Annotated in this window: 16 protein-coding genes; 13 read left to right on the plus strand and 3 right to left on the minus strand. The window is 46.5% G+C overall.

Annotated elements, in window-relative coordinates:
- Nucleotides 1–74 precede the first annotated feature (74 nt).
- On the minus strand, nt 75–1,058 hold the full coding sequence (locus tag VCHENC03_RS09615; RefSeq protein ID WP_009706638.1) for a TRAP transporter substrate-binding protein: 984 nt from the start codon (nt 1,056–1,058) through the stop codon (nt 75–77).
- 322 nt (nt 1,059–1,380) lie between these two features.
- Here VCHENC03_RS09615 and VCHENC03_RS09610 point away from each other — a divergent pair, with 322 nt between their 5' ends.
- The 9 genes from VCHENC03_RS09610 to VCHENC03_RS09570 all read left to right on the plus strand — a co-directional run bounded on the left by VCHENC03_RS09610 (nt 1,381) and on the right by VCHENC03_RS09570 (nt 11,283).
- Entirely contained in the window at nt 1,381–1,893 is a 513-nt protein-coding gene (locus VCHENC03_RS09610) for a TRAP transporter small permease (protein ID WP_009706639.1), read from the plus strand.
- A gap of 14 nt (nt 1,894–1,907) precedes the next feature.
- Nucleotides 1,908–3,209, plus strand: coding sequence for a TRAP transporter large permease (locus VCHENC03_RS09605; protein ID WP_009706640.1), 1,302 nt, complete (start codon nt 1,908–1,910; stop codon nt 3,207–3,209).
- An 81-nt stretch (nt 3,210–3,290) separates the two neighbouring features.
- Nucleotides 3,291–4,754, plus strand: a complete 1,464-nt coding sequence (locus VCHENC03_RS09600; RefSeq protein ID WP_009706641.1) for a mannitol dehydrogenase family protein — start codon at nt 3,291–3,293, stop codon at nt 4,752–4,754.
- Nucleotides 4,755–4,766: 12 nt separating this feature from the next.
- Nucleotides 4,767–6,179, plus strand: a complete 1,413-nt coding sequence (uxaC, locus tag VCHENC03_RS09595; RefSeq protein ID WP_009706642.1) for a glucuronate isomerase — start codon at nt 4,767–4,769, stop codon at nt 6,177–6,179.
- A gap of 3 nt (nt 6,180–6,182) precedes the next feature.
- The gene (locus VCHENC03_RS09590; protein WP_009706643.1) at nt 6,183–7,160 is read left to right on the plus strand and encodes a sugar kinase; all 978 of its coding nucleotides are present in this window, start codon (nt 6,183–6,185) and stop codon (nt 7,158–7,160) included.
- A gap of 9 nt (nt 7,161–7,169) precedes the next feature.
- Nucleotides 7,170–7,799, plus strand: a complete 630-nt coding sequence (locus VCHENC03_RS09585) for a bifunctional 4-hydroxy-2-oxoglutarate aldolase/2-dehydro-3-deoxy-phosphogluconate aldolase (RefSeq protein ID WP_005429019.1) — start codon at nt 7,170–7,172, stop codon at nt 7,797–7,799.
- Nucleotides 7,800–7,926: 127 nt separating this feature from the next.
- A complete protein-coding gene (locus VCHENC03_RS09580; RefSeq protein ID WP_009706644.1) occupies nt 7,927–8,451 on the plus strand; it encodes a YgjV family protein in 525 nt (174 codons plus the stop codon).
- Nucleotides 8,452–8,768: 317 nt separating this feature from the next.
- On the plus strand, nt 8,769–10,820 hold the full coding sequence (locus tag VCHENC03_RS09575; protein WP_009706645.1) for a glycoside hydrolase family 3 protein: 2,052 nt from the start codon (nt 8,769–8,771) through the stop codon (nt 10,818–10,820).
- A gap of 67 nt (nt 10,821–10,887) precedes the next feature.
- Nucleotides 10,888–11,283, plus strand: a complete 396-nt coding sequence (locus VCHENC03_RS09570) for a hypothetical protein (RefSeq protein WP_005429015.1) — start codon at nt 10,888–10,890, stop codon at nt 11,281–11,283.
- Between the two features lie 51 nt (nt 11,284–11,334).
- Here the strand turns inward: VCHENC03_RS09570 and VCHENC03_RS09565 are convergent, their stop codons facing one another.
- Both VCHENC03_RS09565 and arcC read right to left on the minus strand, forming a co-directional pair.
- On the minus strand, nt 11,335–11,952 hold the full coding sequence (locus tag VCHENC03_RS09565; protein WP_009706646.1) for a TetR/AcrR family transcriptional regulator: 618 nt from the start codon (nt 11,950–11,952) through the stop codon (nt 11,335–11,337).
- A gap of 126 nt (nt 11,953–12,078) precedes the next feature.
- A complete protein-coding gene (gene arcC / locus VCHENC03_RS09560; RefSeq protein ID WP_009706647.1) occupies nt 12,079–12,987 on the minus strand; it encodes a carbamate kinase in 909 nt (302 codons plus the stop codon).
- Nucleotides 12,988–13,386: 399 nt separating this feature from the next.
- On the opposite strand from arcC, the gene VCHENC03_RS09555 reads away from it, so the two are divergent.
- From VCHENC03_RS09555 to VCHENC03_RS09540, 4 genes are all read left to right on the plus strand, one after another.
- Nucleotides 13,387–14,790 (plus strand): APC family permease, encoded by a 1,404-nt coding sequence (locus VCHENC03_RS09555; protein WP_009706648.1) that lies wholly within the window; start codon nt 13,387–13,389, stop codon nt 14,788–14,790.
- A 15-nt stretch (nt 14,791–14,805) separates the two neighbouring features.
- Nucleotides 14,806–15,897 (plus strand): agmatine deiminase, encoded by a 1,092-nt coding sequence (gene aguA / locus VCHENC03_RS09550; protein WP_009706649.1) that lies wholly within the window; start codon nt 14,806–14,808, stop codon nt 15,895–15,897.
- A gap of 75 nt (nt 15,898–15,972) precedes the next feature.
- Nucleotides 15,973–17,019, plus strand: coding sequence for an ornithine carbamoyltransferase (gene argF, locus VCHENC03_RS09545; protein WP_009706650.1), 1,047 nt, complete (start codon nt 15,973–15,975; stop codon nt 17,017–17,019).
- A 143-nt stretch (nt 17,020–17,162) separates the two neighbouring features.
- Complete coding sequence (locus VCHENC03_RS09540; protein ID WP_009706651.1) at nt 17,163–18,440, plus strand: RidA family protein; 1,278 nt, start codon at nt 17,163–17,165, stop codon at nt 18,438–18,440.
- Nucleotides 18,441–19,100 lie beyond the last annotated feature (660 nt).

Consider the following 19,100-nt stretch of genomic DNA (forward strand, 5'->3'; position numbering starts at 1 on the left):
AATTGGTCAACCTCTATGTACCAGAATGTGGTAACACCTTGTTTTCGATTGTTTCGTACTAATTAAATTGTGAATTATTGAACGGCTTTAATTTTCTCAACCAATTCATTTAATTCAGGATTTGTCTTTTCTAGGTCCGCATACATTGGTTGAACCGCTTCAGCAAATGCTGCTTTATTTGGCTCCACAAATGTCACGCCCATCTTCTCTGCTTTCGCGCGCTCTTTCGCTTCAGACTCAGCCCATAGTTTCTTCATGTATTCCGAAGAGTCTGCCGCTGCTTTCATCAGTGCTTGTTGCTGCTCTGGCGTTAGCTTGTCGTAAGTCTTCGTTGAGATAACCAAAACGTCCGGAACCATAGTGTGCTCATCTAAGCTGAAGTATTTTGATACCTCACTGTGACGGCTCAAGCTGAACGATGGGATGTTGTTTTCCGCAGCATCCACCACACCTTGTTGCAATGCTGTGTATAGCTCACCGTATGCTAATGGTGTTGGGTTACCACCTAACGCTTTTACCATCGCAATCGCTGATGGGCTTGGCTGTACGCGCACTTTCAGACCTTTCAGATCTTCCGGCGTATTGATTGGTTTATTGGTGTAGAAGCTACGCGCACCCGCATCGTAGTAAGTCACACCAATAAAGCCGCTGTCCGCTGAAGAGTTCAGGATTTCACGCCCCACTTCACCATCTGTCACTTTGTAGTAGTGGTCTTTATCGCGGAACAAGTAAGGCATGTTGAATGCTGCGTAAGCTGGGGAGAAAGCTTCCAATTCTGCCGCGTTGCTCTTCACCATATCTAGAGCGCCGTTTTGCATCAGCTCCATCGATTCACGCTGTGTACCTAACTGTGCATCAGGGTAAATGCGGATACGAACTTCACCGTCTGTCATTTCACGAACTTCTTTTGCCATAAAGTCCATTGCTTTATGTACGGCATGGTCACGAGGGTGGTTGTGACTCAGCTTCAAAGTGGTCGCAGCATAAGCAGAAGCGGTGGCGCCGAAGGTCATTGCAGCACCGACTACAGCGCTTAAAAGAGTCTTACGCGTCATCATTGTTCTATTCTCCTTGGATTGGTTGTCCAATGTGTAGGGTAGTTTTAATTTTTTAACGGTATTTCTTGTTTCGAGGCCATTATTGGCGATCAAAAAACCTATCGTCAAAACAAAAATGCAAATTGATTGACCAAAATCACAATCGCAACCCTTAAATTGGTCAACCAATCCAATTGTGAACCTGCTCACGTGACAACCAAATTGGCTAACTTATAATCCGACCAGAAAGATTAGCGTATGTTACTGCCCTACACAGAAACAACTTCTTACATTGGTTAACCAGTTGTTATGAGGTGCGCGTATTTACTTAAAGGAAATAAAAATGAATAAATTGGTCAAATACATCAACAGGGGGCTGGCCGCCTTTACGGTCTCTCTCTCGACCTTCCTCGTCATTTGCGTAGTCTGGCAAGTGTTATCACGCTATGTGATTGGCAAACCAAGCACCGTTACTGACGAACTTGCTCGCTATCTCTTTATGTGGGTTGCGTTAATTGGCGCGGCATACACTACTGGTCTTAAACGTCACCTTGCTATCGACTTGCTAACAATGAAGCTGCAAGGCAAGCGCAAACTCATCAATGAAATCGTCATCCAAATTGCCATCGCGCTGTTCTCTTACGTGGTGTTGGTTCACGGCGGTACACAACTGGCACTGAAAACACTGGCAACTGGCCAGTTAACACCAGCGCTTGGCTTGGAAATGGGCTACATCTACTTCTGCCTACCAATCAGTGGCGCACTGATGATCTTCTACTCTGCGGTATTTGCTTTCGACCGTGTAAAACAATTGACGTCTGGTGAAGCCCTACTCACCGACACACAACTTGATTAATCGAGGGTTCCACAATGGAATGGCAATTAATTCTCACCCTATTCGGTAGCTTCGCGGTCTTATTGACGATTGGCGTACCGGTTTCTTTCGCTATCGGTTTGTCATCGCTAGCCACTATTTTAATGAGCTTACCGCTAGAACCTGCGATCGCCGTTGTGGCGCAGCGTATGGCGGCAGGCCTTGATAACTTTGCTCTACTAGCAATCCCGTTCTTTATCTTGGCGGGTAACATCATGAACCAAGGTGGTATCGCACTGCGCCTTATCAACTTTGCAAAAGTGCTTGGTGGCCGCCTTCCTGGTTCACTAGCACACGTGAACGTAATGGCGAACATGATGTTTGGGTCGATTTCTGGCTCTGCGGTAGCGTCTGCAGCAGCGGTTGGCGGTACCATGTCCCCTCTGCAAAAGAAAGATGGCTACGATGAGAACTTCTCTGCAGCAGTGAACATCACTTCTTGTCCTTCTGGTTTGTTGATTCCACCAAGTAACACACTGATCGTGTTCTCATTGGTGTCTGGTGGTACGTCTATCGCGGCACTGTTCCTAGCGGGTTACATTCCTGGCATCTTGATGGGTCTTAGCATCATGGTGGTAGCAGGTATCATTGCAAAACGCCGTGGCTACCCAGTGGCTGCACGCCCTTCTCTGGCAATGGTTTGGAATACCTTCTTGAAAGCAGCCCCATCTTTGGCACTGATTGTAATCATCATGGGTGGCATCATTGGCGGTATCTTTACCGCAACAGAAGCCTCAGCTATCGCGGTGGTTTATACCTTTGTGCTAGCGGTGTTGATTTACCGCGAAGTGAAATGGCGTGACATTCCAAAGATCATCCTAGAGTCTGCGGTGACCACTTCTATCGTATTGCTACTGGTTGGCGCATCAATGGGCATGTCTTGGGCGATGGCGAACGCCGACATTCCTTACATGATTGCAGATGCTCTACTTGCTATCTCTGACAACCCAATGATGATTCTCTTGATCATCAACGTCATTCTGCTGATTGTCGGTATCTTCATGGACATGACACCAGCGGTACTGATCTTTACGCCTATCTTCCTGCCAATCGCACTAGATATGGGTATTGACCCTGTACACTTCGGCATCATGATGACCTTCAACTTGGCTATCGGTATCTGTACCCCACCAGTAGGTAGCGCGTTGTTCATCGGTTGTTCTGTGGCGAACGTTGCCATCGACAAAGTGATTAAGCCTCTACTTCCATTCTACGTTGCACTGATTGCAGCGCTAATGGCCGTAACCTTTATTCCTCAGCTAAGTCTGTTCTTGCCTAACCTTGTTCTTGGCTACTAAGCGCTTAGCTATAAGTTTTAGATTACGAATTATTAAAATACACCATCCCGCAGGTTCGCCTGCGGGAAAAGGGATACCAAAATGAAGACTATTTCCAATTCCACTCTGAATGACCACGTTCTGCTTCCGGACTACGACCGCTCAACGCTTAAAAGCCGTATTGTTCATCTTGGTTTCGGTGCTTTCCACCGAGCACACCAAGCCTTATTCACCAATGAAATGTTGAGCAAAACGGGCTCTGACTGGGGCATTTGCGAAATCAACCTATTTGGTGGTGAGGACTTAATTCAATCGCTGCGCGCGCAAGATCACCTCTACACAGTGGCAGAGAAAGGCGCAGAATCAACTGAGGTAAAAGTGATTGGCTCAGTGACTGAATCACTCCACCCAAGCCGCGACAGCATTCAAGCAGTGTTAGAAAAAATGGCAGAGCCACAAGTGGCAATCGTTTCAATGACGATTACCGAGAAAGGCTACTGCGCCGACCCTGCGACGGGCACACTTGATAAAAACAACCCGCTAGTCATTGCTGACCTTGCCAACCCAACGGAGCCAAAATCAGCATTGGGCTACATCGTGCAAGCACTGAAGATGCGCCGTGAACGCGGCCTAACGCCATTTACCGTGATGTCTTGCGATAACGTGCAAGAGAACGGTCACGTAGCAAAAGCAGCGGTACTTGAGTTCGCTCAACTGCTTGACCCAGAATTGCGCGACTGGATTGAAACCAACGTTACTTTCCCTTGCACCATGGTTGACCGCATTGTGCCAGCAGCAACCGAAGAGACACTGACCGAAATCGCTGAGCTACTTGGCTGTGAAGATCCATGTGGCATCGCTTGTGAACCATTCCGCCAATGGGTTATCGAGGATAACTTCGTGGCTGGTCGTCCAGATTGGAACGTGGCTGGCGCAGAATTTGTTGCCGACGTTGTGCCTTACGAAGAAATGAAGCTGCGCATGCTAAATGGTAGCCACTCGTTCCTAGCCTACCTAGGCTACCTTGGTGGTTACGCGCACATCTCTGACACCATGACAGATGAAGGCTACCGTAAAGCGGCATTCGACATGATGATGCAAGCACAAGCCCCTTCGCTGACCATGCCAGAAGGCACCGATTTAGAAGGCTATGCGAAGCTGCTTATCGAGCGCTTCACTAACCCAAGTTTGAAACACAAAACATGGCAAATCGCGATGGATGGCAGCCAGAAGATCCCACAACGCATGGGCGGCAGCTTACGATTCCATCTTGCTCAAGGTTCTAACTTCTCTTGGTTAGCAACAGCGATTGCAGGTTGGATGCGCTACGTATCCGGCGTGGACGAGCAAGGCAACGACATTGATGTTCGCGATCCAATGGCAGAGACACTACGTCAGATCTGCGACCAACACGGCTTGAACGTTTCTGTTGTGTCTGCGTTGCTCGCTGTTGAAGCCATCTTCCCTGCAGAGCTTGGTCAAAACCCACAAGTGATTGATGCGGTGAGCAGTGCTTACCAATCGCTAATCGATAACGGTGCTCGTGCCACTGTCGCTGCGTTGTAATAGGAGTTAACGATGAAGAATTTCTTGTGTGAAGACTTTTTACTCTCAAACGAAACTGCACGCCGCTTGTACCATGAGCATGCGTTCCACCAGCCAATTTATGATTACCACTGCCACCTAAACCCAGCGGAAGTGGCGCAAAATCGTCAGTTCGATAACTTGGGTCAAATCTGGCTTGAAGGCGATCACTACAAATGGCGTGGCATGCGCTCGGCAGGCATTGAAGAGCGTTTGATTACGGGTGACGCGAGCGATTACGACAAATACGTGGCGTGGGCGAAGACGGTTCCTCAAACCTTGGGCAACCCGCTTTACCACTGGACGCACTTAGAGCTGCGTCGCCCATTCGGCATTACCAATACGCTGTTTAGCCCAGACACTGCTGACCAAATTTGGCATCAATGTAATGAGCTGCTTGCGACACCTGAATTTACGGCTCGCGGCATCATGCAGCAAATGAACGTCGTAATGGCGGGCACGACCGATGATCCTATTGATTCACTAGAACACCACAAAGCGATCGCAGAAGACGACACCTTTAACGTTAAAGTGCTGCCGAGCTGGCGTCCGGATAAAGCGTTCAAGATTGAATTGGACGTGTTTGCGGATTACATGCACAAACTGGGCGAAGTAGCAGACATTGAAATCCGCCGCTTTGATGATTTATTGAGTGCGCTTGATAAACGTTTGGCACACTTCGATGCACATGGCTGTCGTGCGGCAGACCACGGCATTGAGATCGTCCGTTACGCGCCAATTCCAAGCGAGGGTGATTTAGATGCGTTGCTGACCCGTCGTTTGAGTGGCGAAGTATTGTCAGAGCTTGAATGCGCGCAGTTCTCTACCGCAGTTCAAGTTTGGCTCGGCAAACGCTACGCGCAATTGGGCTGGGTCATGCAGCTCCATATTGGCGCGCAGCGCAACAACAGCACACGCATGTTCCAACTGTTAGGTGCCGACGCTGGCTTTGACTCGATTGGCGATCGCCCATTTGCTTTTGAACTGGCACATCTACTGGATGAAATGGACCAAACCAACGAGCTGCCTCGCACCATTCTTTACTGTTTGAACCCTCGTGATAACGAAATGATGGCGACCATGATTGGTAACTTCCAAGGTGGCGGTATCGCTGGCAAAGTGCAGTTTGGGTCAGGTTGGTGGTTCAACGACCAGAAAGACGGCATGCAACGCCAAATGGAACAGCTTTCTCAACTTGGTTTGCTCAGCCAATTCGTCGGCATGTTAACGGACTCGCGTAGCTTCTTGTCTTACACTCGTCACGAATACTTCCGCCGCATCTTGTGTGACATGGTCGGTCGTTGGGCAGAGAATGGCGAAGTTCCAAATGACCTATCGCTGCTTGGTCCTATGGTCGAAGACATCTGTTTTGGTAACGCAAAACGCTACTTTGAAGAGAGGGCGTAACCAATGAAGCACATCGCCATTATTGGTGAATGTATGATTGAGCTGAATGGCAAACCGTTCGGCTCAATGCATCAAACATTTGGTGGGGATACGCTCAACGCTGCGGTTTATTTGAGCCGCGGCTGCGAAGCCAATAACAAACCTAATGAAGTCAAAGTCTCTTACGTTACGGCGCTTGGTAATGACCCGATCAGTACAGGCATGCTGACTCGCTGGGAAGACGAAGGCGTCTCAACAGACTTAGTGCTGCGCGATGAGACCCGTACGCCGGGTTTGTACCTGATTCAGCTTGATGACCAAGGCGAACGTACATTCCTATATTGGCGCAATCAATCAGCAGCACGTTACCTACTTCAACATCCAAATTTTGGACTGGTTAAGCAAGCATTAACTCAAGTGGATGCGGTGTTTCTCAGCGGTATCTCTTTGGCCATTTTGCCAGAAGAAGATCGAATTTCACTGCTCAACTTATTGGTCGAACTAAAAGCTCAAGGCGTTGAAGTCGCGTTTGATAGTAACTTCCGCCCAGCACTATGGCCTCAAGACGATAATCAAACCGTCAAAAACGTGTACCAAGCCATGTATCAACTGACGGACGTTGCCATGGTGACTTTTGATGATGAGCAATTGATCTGGGGTGACGAAACACCAGAGCAAACCATTGAACGCCTTACCTCTCTTGGCGTGGGCAAATGCATCGTCAAGCTCGGCGCAGATGGCTGCTTAGTTCAAGACTCAACAAATCAGGGTTCGAGAGCGGCTCTGGCTCCACAAGCCGTGCCGACCCAACCAGTCGCTCAAGTGGTGGACACCACATCGGCGGGCGACTCATTCAATGGTGGCTTTTTATCAGCATACCTTGCTGGCGCCGATCTCGCGACCTCATGTCAAAGAGGTAACGCACTGGCAGGTGCTGTGATTCAACATCGCGGTGCCATCATTCCCAATGCATTCACACAACCGGCGCTTGGCGTCGTTTAAGGAACACTCATGTCTAGCATTAAAGAACAATTGAAAGCTCTGAAAGTCATCCCAGTTATCGCCATTGATAAAGCAGAAGACATTATCCCATTGGGTAAAGTACTGGCAGAAAACGGATTACCAGCAGCTGAAATCACCTTCCGTTCAGCAGCGGCTGCAGAAGCGATTCGTCTACTGCGTGAAACCCAGCCAGACATGCTGATTGGCGCAGGTACGGTGCTAAACCGCGAGCAAGCAATTGCAGCAAAAGAAGCAGGCGCAACCTTTATCGTATCACCTGGCTTTAACCCAAATACCGTGAAAGCGTGCCAAGAAATCGGGATTGATATCGTACCGGGTGTGAACAACCCAAGCACAGTTGAAGCCGCACTGGAAATGGGATTAACCACCTTGAAGTTCTTCCCTGCCGAAGCTTCTGGCGGCATCAATATGGTCAAATCACTGCTCGCGCCATACACCGACATTGAACTGATGCCTACTGGTGGCATTAACCCTGCGAACATCAAAGATTACTTAGCTATCCCGCGCGTATTGGCATGTGGTGGTACGTGGATGGTAGACAAGAAACTGATCGAAGCGGGCAACTGGGAAGAACTTGCTCGCCTAACTCGCGAAGCAGTAGCACTTGTAAATGAGTAATGATTGGTAAGTAAGCTCAGGCTCTTGGGTAACCCCTTAGCAGTTTAGATATAGTGCCCAGCCCTCCCTTTGTGGAGGGCTGATTCGTTAAAGGTATGACTCCAGATACAACACTCTAGGGAAACAAATGGAAAACTGGTTAGCACAAGGCATTGGTGGCATCGCGTTTATGGTTGGCGTAATGGCATTCTGGCAAAAAGACGACATGCGCTTTCGCTATCAGATGATGGCGTTTTGTTTCATCATGGGTATTCACTTTACCCTGATGGGCGCAACCGTCGCCGCCATTGGTGTGATCATTAATGGCATTCGCAGTTTCGCCTCAATCAAAACTCAATCACGCAGAGTAATGTGGTTCTTCATTGCACTGATGTGGCTGATGACCCTTCCAAACATCACTCACTTTTTTGAGCTACTCACGGTAATCGGATCGTCCGTCGCCACTTGGGCGCTCTTTTCCAAACAAGGCATCACTCTACGTAGCTTAATTTTGTTTAATTCCTTTTGCTGGGTCAGCCACAATATTTGGCTTGGCTCGATCGGTGGTTCATTGGTCGAGAGTACTTTTATCATCACCAATTTACTGACCATATATCGCTTGTATAAATCGAGCAAAAATAATAACCAGATACAAACTTTAAATCAGGGCTAATGTATTTAGCCCTTTTTCTCACCTGGTAATAATTTTGGAGCAAACGATAACAGCCATAGCGTTACATAGAATTTGGAAGCGACATAACACAAACATAAAACACTGATTTTAAAGAATTTAAATAACAATAAATAGACTACAAAACCAAGATCACATTTAATTTGGTCAACCTATTTTTAATTATATATTGAGTTAAATCACCTAAATAAAAAATATGGTGATCCAAATCTTCAGTTTAATTTATTTTGGTTAACCAAAATTGCGCTAATTACTAATATTGGTCTGGAAAACAACTATACCAACATTAGGACAGCGACATGAAACGTCTTACCCAACTCACTCCTATCGCAGTGGCGCTTGTTCTCGCAGGGTGTAATTCATCCGACGATGACAACAGCTATGTTCAACCAGAAGTCTTCTCTCGAGTACACGACGTGCTCAGCGTCGACGGTTATCAATTTAGAGATTCCAATGGCAACGGAACGTTAGAACCGTTTGAAGATTGGCGTCTCACACCAGAAGAGCGCGCCGCTGATCTTGTTAACCGAATGACGCTTGAAGAGAAAGCCGGCATGATGCTTATCGACACACTAAACTCCGGTGAAGGCGGTGTCGTGACAAGCAAAGGCCAAGACATGATCGCCGATGCTCAGATGACCCGTTTTATCTTCCGTAACAACGTGGTGGAAGCCCCAGAAAACGCACCAAACTGTGATAGCGGACGCTCTGGCTGCCAGATTTCACCTAAAGAAGCGGCAACTTTCATGAACAGTGTCCAAGAGCTGCGAGAGAAAACCCGCATGGGTATCCCTGCTCTATTTAAGTCCAATGCACGCAACCACATCGACCCATCTGCAAAAGCGGGTATCAACGTCTCTTCAGGTGCATTCTCGGCTTGGCCAAAAGAAGCTGGACTTGCAGCCACTCGCGATATGGCGCTGATTGAAGAGTTTGCGGGCATCATGAATGAAGAATGGTCATCGATTGGTTTACGCAGTATGTATGGCTACATGATGGACTTGGCGACAGAGCCTCGTTGGTACCGCGTACATGAAACCTTTACAGAAGACGCGGAGCTTGCGGCAGATATCATGCGCTCTTTGATCAACGGTCTACAAGGTGGTGGAGCCATTGACCAAGACAGCATCGCCCTTACGATCAAACACTTTCCTGGTGGTGGCCCTCAAGAAAACGGCGGTGACCCTCACTACGACTTTGGGCAAAACCAAGTCTATCCAAAAGACAACTTTGATTATCACCTGATCCCGTTTATTGCCGCGATTGACGCTGGCGCCTCTTCGATCATGCCTTATTACGGCATACCAGTAGATCAAAAGTGGATGCCAAACGATGTAGGCATGTCCTTCTCTAAAGGCATTGTGACCGATCTGCTGCGTGGTGAGCTGGGCTATACCGGCAACGTCAACTCCGATACAGGTATCATCGGCGACCGTGCATGGGGTGTGGAAGATAAAACCATCGACGAGCAAGTTGCGATGGTAATCGAAGCTGGCGTCGACGTTCTCTCTGGCTTTAATGATAAAGACGTCATCGTAAATCTGGTCAACAAAGGACTGATTGACGAAGAGCGTGTCAATCTCTCAGTGACTCGTCTCGTCAAAGAGCAGTTCCAACTTGGTTTGTTTGAGAACACGTATGTGGACGTCGATAAAGCCCAAGAAATCTTAGGCAACGCCGAACATCAAGAACGTGCAGACTACGCTCAGAAGAAATCCGTGGTTCTGCTGCAAAACACAGACAAGACATTACCACTCGCCAAACCAAACGCCGACAAAGCAGTTTCACTCTATGTGATGGGTATGGATGAAACCATCGCTGGCGACGAGCGCTACGGCTTTGATGTGACGTCTGGTGATTATGAAGATGGTGAAGCTCGCCCACCAGTACCAGCAGGCACCGATTACGCAGTTATTCGCGTGCGTGTCTCCAATGAAGGTGCGGATCCTGAGCTTATCTTTGGTGGTGCAAACCCAGATGAACTCGACCTGTTGGCATTTAGCCAAATGGCAACCGCAGCATCTTGGAAAATTGAGCCAAGTCTGACCGATATCCAAGCCGTCATGAGTGAAATTGGCGCAGAAAATACCGTGCTTTCAATTAACTTCCGTCAACCGTTCGTACTGGATGATGCAAGTAACATGAAAAAGTCGGGCGCAATCTTAGCCACCTTCGGTGTATCAGACAGCAACTTAATGGAAGTCCTTTCTGGCAACTTCGCTCCTCAAGGCAAGCTTCCATTTGCACTGGCAAACAGCGCGCAAGCGATTTTGAACCAGCACTCTGACTACCCAGGTTATGACGAAGCAGACACCTTATACGAATTCGGTCACGGGCTAAGTTACGAATAACCTTTTACCCACCTAACAAGGCAGTGTTTCGACGCTGCCTTTGTTGGATCTACCTGAGGAATAAACCATGGAACACATACTGCAGTTAGACTGGGTTGACCAAAGCATTCCCCATAAAGTTTGGGTTGAACAATACTACGATGGATGCCGCATTTGCCTCAAAGTCGTCAAGGATGTTGAGCCAGAAATGCTCTCACTGATTGTGCCTAACATTGATGTGAAAAGCGTTCGTCAGGCATGGCAAGGTAAAGCTATTAACGTTACACCTGCTTATGATGATGGCGTCCTTTTCACTCAAACCCGCTCACTGTTCAACCTTCCTCATGGTTGCGTGATTTGGGCCGTCACTCATATCAAGATGCAAAATGGTTTGAAGATGTCCGCAGACAAGCTCTGTTTTGTACCGAAACATTCAAAGCAAGATTCTCGCTTTCAACAAGAGCATCACGCTGAAGCATGCTAAACCAAAAAGGTCAGCTCTACAGCTGACCTTGTTTTTATCTGTGCTTTTGCTTCAGCACGAATGAAAATCAACCTTCTGACAAATTGGGGGAATGTAGAGCTGAAGATAAGACTCAGACAGGCGAAGAGCTTCTTTAGCCAGTTCAGGGGTGATGTAGCCATATTTGCGGTAAGAGAGAGAATAGATTTTGTCGGCAACTTGCAGAGATATAGCAAAAATATTAATCGGTTGAGGTAGCTGAGGAATGTCGAAGAACTGGCGATAAATCATCTCAACTTGATGTCCTAGCTCAAGATCGTGTTCTGTATCTGCATGACCTAACTCTGCAAACGTGTGGCGCCCTAATATCAACTTTTTGGCAATTGGATTGTTATTGTAGTAATTCACATAAGCGGTTTCTATCATTCGATTAATATCGGTCCAATGTAGAACTTGTTCTTCATCAACACATTGCTTTAATAATAAGTCGAAATCGACAAAAACATTCTCCAATAAACTATGAAATAAGTTTTCTATATTCGGATAATGATGATAAACCGTTGAAGTTGCCATTCCGCACTCTTTAGCAACGTCGTACATGGAAATATCCGTCGCTTCTCGCCTTTCCATCAGGCGGACAACTGCTTCGTTAATTTTCAACAATTTTGTTTCCGTACTAACTTTTCGCATCGTGATGTTGTCCTTCCAAGTTTTAATTAACACCTAATATATAAGGTCACACTATCAATGTCCGCCAAAAGCGACCGTAACTTTGACATGCGACCTTATTAATTTGTGAATTAACTTATTTGCATATTATGCTTGTATATGTGTACCAGATTTCCCTTCAATGATTTCTAACGCAAAAGATAAATCACCGATATGACCACTTTGTCCTGTTTTTTCAACAAACTGGCAGCATGCATCAACTTTCGGTCCCATCGATCCTGCAGGGAAAGAATATTGCTTCATTTGCTCAATAGTCACATTCTCTAGCTTTTGCTCTTGTGGTGTTCCCCAGTTAAGACAAACGTGAGTGCCGTCAGTCAGAATCAGCAAGTGCTCCGCCCCAATTTGTTCTGCAATTAATGCCGCTGTCATGTCCTTATCAATAACCGCTTCAAATCCGACATATGCCCCGTCTTTTTCGATCACTGGCGCACCACCACCGCCACCACAAATGATCAGGTGTTCTTTCTCAAGTAAGTCTTTGATTGCTTTGATTTCTAAGATCTCTTGTGGCTTAGGAGAAGGGACGACACGGCGCCAATGCGAGCCATCAGGTTTCACAACCCAATGATTTGCCTCAGCAAGTTGTTTCGCTTGCTCCTCGGTATAAACTGGGCCGATGAACTTGGAAGGGTCAGCAACAGCAGGGTCGTTTTCATCGACGACAATTCGCGTCAGTATCGTCGTGGTATAGCGGTCTTCAATCGCGGCATTAAGACCTTGTTGAATCAAATACCCAATCATGCCTTGCGTCTCTGCTCCAAGAACATCAAAAGGATAAGGAGGACAGTCTTTGTAAGCATTATTCTGCAAAGAAAGCAGACCGACTTGAGGACCATTACCATGCACAATGACTAAACGGTAGTTTTTACTCAATTCAGCCAGTGAACTCGCGGTTTGCGCAATACTTTTCTGTTGGTTTTCACAACTCATCACCTCTCCACGTTGCAATAGAGCGTTACCCCCAACAGCCACAACAATAATAGGTTTTGACATATCTAAATCTCCAAATAAGTGACGTCAGAATAGACTCAATTCACTGTATTGAATTCACAGGAAAGGATTGGAGATAAAAATCACAATTCGATTCCTGTCCATATTTGGGCTTAAAAAACCTTATTGATATCACGAACTCATTATTATTAGCACACTTAAACTCGATATGTGATCTCGTATATATTTTTGTGCTTAGCTAAGTAAGAAAAATCTGAATTTCATAAATTGATCAAGAACAAGTATTTCGATAATTACGTTTTTTTCCTCTAAAAATGCCTAACTTCTTTTAATTTCCTACGCAATTAACCTTTCCAAAGCCGATATTAAATTCGCATCAAGGTTCGTTACATAAATTTCACTTTTAATAATTGCCATATTCGGTAGTTAAGGAGCGAAACAATGAGCAACGAAACTCAAGGAAAAATGGGGGTCATGAGTATTGCACTATTTACGTTATGTGCAGTACTGGTGGTCGACACACTCACGGCATCCGCCAGTATCGGGGTCAGCTCAATCGGGTGGTGGGTCGTAATGCTGATCTTTTTTGTCATTCCCTATGGATTCATCACCTCGGAATTAAGCACGACCTACCCTGGTGACGGCGGTATTTATGATTGGGTAAAAGAGGCGTTCAATTTTAAATGGGCAGTTCGTACCACTTGGTTCTATTGGATCAACGTCGGTCTCTGGATGCCTGCGGTATACATCATGTTTGCAGGTATGTTCGCCGAGCTGTTTATGCCCGACCTTTCATTGTGGGGACAAATTGCGATTTGTATTGCGCTCACATGGCTTACCGTTTGGATCTGTAACGTCTCAGCAGACATTGGGGTTTGGGTCACCAACATCGGTGCAATTCTAAAAATCTTGGTGATCGGCACATTGGGTGTAGGCGGTTTTATCTATGCGATGAAACACGGCGTTGCGAATGAATTCACGCTTGCAGCAATGGTTCCTACGCTTGATTCAGCAGTGGCATTTCTTCCTGCCATTGTATTCAACCTAATGGGATTCGAACTGGTTGCAACCATGACTAAAGAGATGAAAGACGTACGCGATATGCCAAAAGCCGTATTCCTTTCTATTGGTATCACTGCGTTCCTCTACATCTTTGGAACCATTGGCATTCTGATGGCGTTACCTGTAGAGAGCATCGGCTTGGTTGCAGGCTTAATCGATACCTTCAAGACCCTGTTTGGTGATGGTCCGCTGGGCAATGCCATGGTGTATTTCTTTGGTGTCTGCGCTCTATTAACGCTCATCGGCAACATGGTGAGTTGGACAATGGGCGCAAGCCGTGCCGCCGCAGAAGCAGCACAAGAGGGCGAACTACCAGCCGCTGTTGCAAAGGTATCGGACAAAGGCTCTCCCGTGGGTGCGAACAATATCACTGGCACAGTTTCTACCGTGGTGATCTTGTCATACGCCCTATTTGCTCAAGGTAATGACGATTTGTTTTGGTCCATCTTCGCTTTTTCAAGCTGCATTTTCTTATTGCCTTATCTGTTTATGTTCCCTGCTTATCTCAAGCTGCGCTTGGTAGATGGTGAACGCGAACGCCCATTTAAAGTCCCTGGCGGCATGGGATTGCAGTTTGTGATGTCCATTGTGTGCTTCTTCGTCATTTTACAAGCGGTAGTGCTCTTCATCTTCCCAGAAGCACTTGACCTAACCGTTGCCGATTGGAACTACACCGCTCCGGTATTAATCGGCGTCATCACCACGATCTTAATTGGCGAGTGGATCTTACTCGGTGCCTTGAAACGCAAAAATCAACAAATGGAACAAAAAGCTGAGGCTTAGTTCAGGAGTTAGACAATGAAAAAGCTATTAGAAACCACACCAAAGCAAGACGGGTTCAGAATGCCTGGTGAGCACGAACCTCAGAGTGAAATTTGGATGGCTTGGCCAGAGCGCACAGATAACTGGCGTAACGGTGCAAAACCTGCGCAAAAAGTGTTTGCCGACGTAGCCAAGCAAATCAACAAAACCACACCTGTCACCATGTTGGTAAGCGCAGAGCAATATGACAATGCGGTATCTCGCTTACCTGATGATATTCGCGTTTTGGAAGTATCGACCGATGACTCTTGGATGCGCGATATCGGCGCAAGCTACGTCGTAAATGACAACGGTGAGCGTCGCGGTGTCGACTGGGAGTTTAATGCTTGGGGCGGTTTTGTGGATGGTTTGTACTGGCCATGGAAACGCGATGATCAAGTGGCTCAGAAAATGTGTGAAATTACCTCTGATGCACGTTACAGAGCACCAATAATCCTTGAAGGCGGCTCAATCCACATCGATGGCGAAGGCACCTTGTACACCACAGAAGAGTGCCTACTGGACAAGAGCCGTAACCCAGATCTTAGTAAGGAAGAACTGAGCAAAATTCTCCGTGAGCACCTTAATGTGGAGAAAATAGTTTGGTTGCCTCGTGGCTTATACAACGACGAAACCAATGGTCACGTCGATAACATTCTCCACATAGTCAAACCCGGAGAAGTGGTTTTGACTTGGTGTGACGACCCGAATGATCCGCAGTACGAAATCAGTCGCGAAGCCTACGACTGCCTAACAAATCAAAGAGACGCGAAAGACCGAAAAATCAAAGTCCATAAGCTGCCAATGCCAGGTCCTTTGTACATGGCAAAAGAGGAAGCAGCAGGGATTGATATTGCCGAAGGGATGGAGCGTGAAGCCGGTGAGCGTCTAGCCGCCTCATACGCGAACTATCTCATCACGAACAACCAGATTGTTCTACCTCTACTCGATAAGCGATACGACGCAGAGGTGATTGCGCTCTTAGAGGATCTCTACCCAGGCTATGAAGTAAACGGTGTGCCTGCTCGTGAGATTTTGCTCGGTGGCGGCAATATCCACTGCATTACTCAACAAGTACCTCAAGTTTAAATCCATACGAATCCAACGACTCAAAATAAAAGGGGCGAGCTTAGGTAAGCCCCAAATGAAAATAGGAATATGATTATGAAATTACCTTCTTCAAGTGCAACTGACCTACACAAAGCCAACATTGAGCATATGGTGTCTATGAAAGATTTCTCAGTCCGAGAAATGGACAACATGATGGAATTAATGAGCTACCTAAAACAAGCGCGCAAAGATAATGCTGTCCCACAACTGTTCAAAGGAAAGTCAGTAGGGATGATTTTCGAAGCAGGCTCGACTCGCACACGCGTTTCATTTGAAGTTGCCGCAACGCTACTTGGTGGTCACGCTTTGTTCCTATCGCCAAAAGACATCCACCTTGGCGGCAAAGAGTCTATTGATGACACCTCACGTGTGTTATCACGTATGTGTGATGTGATCATGGCTCGCACTAACAGCCCTGAAACGCTAGATGGTTTATTAAACATGTCTACCGTACCAGTCATCAACGGTCTAGATACCCGTTTCCATCCAACACAAATGCTGGCTGACTTATTTACTATTCGTGAACACATCACTGATGGTCGCCAGCTTAATGAACTGACTTTGGCATTCATGGGTGACGCTACTGATGTATGCCGCTCATTGATGCTAACTTGTGCGAAATACGGCATGGGCTTTAAACAAATTGGGCCAGTTAAATACCACATGGAACCAGAATGGGTCGAGCTTGCAGAATCGTTCTGCAAAGAGTCTGGCGGTCATATTGAGATCACCGATGATGTAGAGCGAATCAGCGATTGTGATGTGGTCTACGGCGACAGCTTCTACTGGGTTACTCAAATGGATGAGAAAGAAGAGCGCTTAGCTGCCTTCATGCCTGATTACGTGATCACGGAAGAGTTAATGGCAAAAGCGAAGCCAGGTGCAATGCTTCTGCACTGCTTACCTGCCAACGACAAAGAGGAAGTCACTCGCGGTGCGCTAGAAAGTGAATACTCTGTGGCATTCGACGAAGCAGAGAACCGCCTAACGGCGCAAATGGCCATCTTGGTTTACTTCACTCATAAAGATGCAATCACGCCAAGCGAAGAAACCATCAAGCGTCACGAAGACAAAATCCTGACCTTCCTCAGCACCCTATAACGATCCCATTCACTAACTAACGTTTTTATTCGGCACACATAGCCAGACTTGCCTCTGTTTTGAGCGGTTGGTCTGGCTATCTATTGCCTGTATCAGCGTACCCACAGCGTTCCTACAGCAGCCAGAATTGGAGAACATTCGAAATGCACGGCGAAATCATCAAAGTATCTAGAAATACAGAAAATGCACCAATCAACGACGGCTCAACTCAATCAGTGGCTTTCTCCCATTACAACAATATCTCAGCGCAACTGCCGATTGACCCAGAAAGCCAAAAGTTAGTGGAAGGGGGCATCAAAGAGCAAACTAAGCAATGCTTAAGCAATATTAGGTCAATCGTGGATAGCATTGAGCACAGCTTAAATGACGTCGTTAAAATCACGATTTATCTTAAATCTATGACCGATCTGGATGCTGTCGATGAAGTTTATAAACAATACTTCATCAGCCACCTTCCAACTCGAACCGTAATTGCCGTTGCTGCACTGCCTTTGGAAGGCGCTTTGGTTCAAATCGACGCGCTCATTTCGAACGGCGAAGGAACACACCCTCAAGAACCTTGCGAGCTGATCAAGCTGGTAAGAAACACAGCAAAAGCCCCAGCCAGTTTGCTGTCGAGCCAAAGTGTTGCGTTCTCACATTACAACCACATTTCAGCCCAACTGCCGATCGAACCAGAAACAGGTAATATTGTTGAAGGCGGGATCAAAGCGCAAACTCGACAATGTTTAAAAAACATCAAGAGCATACTGAATAGTATTGATGTCCCTTTTGATGACATTGTTAAACTCAATATCCATCTGAGAAATCTCGACGATGCCTTTGCTGTCAATCAAATCTACAGCACATTTTTTCCAGACTCAGCGATAGCAAGAAGCGTTGCCTACGTGCCCGCTCGTACTGTCACCAAAGCAGAGGGGTTACCAATGGACGCCTTGGTACAAATAGACGCGACGGTTTCTCATGGGGACGGAACGCCACCACAAGCCGTAGAAGATAGACATGGGATTGTGATTCGCGCCCACAACACAGAAGCGGCGCCAATCAGCAAGTTCTCAACTCAAACTGTCGCTTTCTCGCATTACAATAACGTTTCTGCACAACTGCCAATCCATCCGTCGAGTGGCGAAGTCATTGCTAATGACATAGGCGAGCAAACCATGCAATGCCTCGACAACATCAAAGCCATCATAAAAAGCGTACACCATGTAATGGACGACATCGTGAAGCTGAATATTCAGCTAAAAGATATCAGCGACTTGCACGTTGTCGAGGATATTTTAGCGAGCTACTTTGATAAAGAACTTCCAGCGTGCACTGTTATCGGTGTATCAGAAATCTTTATGGATGCCTCAATCCAAATAGACGCTATTGTTTCTAATGGTGAAGGCACATTTCCAAAAGAAGAGCTTAGCTACTGAGCCTCATAAAATTATCGAGAAAAAGGTCAGCCCAGCCGCTGACCTTGTGTTTATCTGTGCTTTTCTTCCCTGACACATTGCCAAAACCCAAGACTTCAAAGCGAACCTATAAACAGCCAAAATACTCCAACAATTTTTCGAGAAATGAAGACAAATATCTTTGTGATGTGCCTTCTAAAAGAAGCTGCAAAATTATGGCGTGATACAGCAAAGCATCAAGTATAAAGCGACGCTTTAAATCGCCCCTTTTCTTTTGAAATCAGACTTCTAATGAAAATGCGAGAAGAACCCTCACTCCGCCCTCTGTCAGAGCATTGTCAAGACAGAGAACACACTCTTCTCCTCACATAAAACCTTCACATCACGGTCATAATCTAGGGTCTAAAATTACCCTTGAACTCGTGTCTACGGACGAAATTTTCAATCGTTAGTTGTGGGAGGTTGCTATGGAAAAGTACTGTCCAATATGTCAAACAGAGTTGATCGATAGAAGTCACTATCTTATCTGTCCTAGAAACAATATTGGCGAATGCGCGTATGATGGCTACGAGGATCACCACAACCATTGCTGTCATGAAGTGGGCGAAAACACCCATGAGAAAGAATTGGTCGCTTTAGATTAAACAAACCTAACAGTGACAAAGCATAAAGATGCCACTC

Origin of the sequence: Vibrio sp. HENC-03, from assembly GCF_000305755.2 — a bacterium.
Lineage (GTDB): Bacteria > Pseudomonadota > Gammaproteobacteria > Enterobacterales > Vibrionaceae > Vibrio > Vibrio owensii.

Excerpts from the sequence above, each read along its gene's own strand:
- VCHENC03_RS09615 (WP_009706638.1), bottom strand. The coding sequence starts at position 1,058 with ATGATGACGCGTAAGACTCTTTTAAGCGCTGTAGTCGGTGCTGCAATG.
- VCHENC03_RS09610 (WP_009706639.1), top strand. The coding sequence starts at position 1,381 with ATGAATAAATTGGTCAAATACATCAACAGGGGGCTGGCCGCCTTTACG.
- VCHENC03_RS09605 (WP_009706640.1), top strand. The coding sequence starts at position 1,908 with ATGGAATGGCAATTAATTCTCACCCTATTCGGTAGCTTCGCGGTCTTA.
- VCHENC03_RS09600 (WP_009706641.1), top strand. The coding sequence starts at position 3,291 with ATGAAGACTATTTCCAATTCCACTCTGAATGACCACGTTCTGCTTCCG.
- uxaC (WP_009706642.1), top strand. The coding sequence starts at position 4,767 with ATGAAGAATTTCTTGTGTGAAGACTTTTTACTCTCAAACGAAACTGCA.
- VCHENC03_RS09590 (WP_009706643.1), top strand. The coding sequence starts at position 6,183 with ATGAAGCACATCGCCATTATTGGTGAATGTATGATTGAGCTGAATGGC.
- VCHENC03_RS09585 (WP_005429019.1), top strand. The coding sequence starts at position 7,170 with ATGTCTAGCATTAAAGAACAATTGAAAGCTCTGAAAGTCATCCCAGTT.
- VCHENC03_RS09580 (WP_009706644.1), top strand. The coding sequence starts at position 7,927 with ATGGAAAACTGGTTAGCACAAGGCATTGGTGGCATCGCGTTTATGGTT.
- VCHENC03_RS09575 (WP_009706645.1), top strand. The coding sequence starts at position 8,769 with ATGAAACGTCTTACCCAACTCACTCCTATCGCAGTGGCGCTTGTTCTC.
- VCHENC03_RS09570 (WP_005429015.1), top strand. The coding sequence starts at position 10,888 with ATGGAACACATACTGCAGTTAGACTGGGTTGACCAAAGCATTCCCCAT.
- VCHENC03_RS09565 (WP_009706646.1), bottom strand. The coding sequence starts at position 11,952 with ATGCGAAAAGTTAGTACGGAAACAAAATTGTTGAAAATTAACGAAGCA.
- arcC (WP_009706647.1), bottom strand. The coding sequence starts at position 12,987 with ATGTCAAAACCTATTATTGTTGTGGCTGTTGGGGGTAACGCTCTATTG.
- VCHENC03_RS09555 (WP_009706648.1), top strand. The coding sequence starts at position 13,387 with ATGAGCAACGAAACTCAAGGAAAAATGGGGGTCATGAGTATTGCACTA.
- aguA (WP_009706649.1), top strand. The coding sequence starts at position 14,806 with ATGAAAAAGCTATTAGAAACCACACCAAAGCAAGACGGGTTCAGAATG.
- argF (WP_009706650.1), top strand. The coding sequence starts at position 15,973 with ATGAAATTACCTTCTTCAAGTGCAACTGACCTACACAAAGCCAACATT.
- VCHENC03_RS09540 (WP_009706651.1), top strand. The coding sequence starts at position 17,163 with ATGCACGGCGAAATCATCAAAGTATCTAGAAATACAGAAAATGCACCA.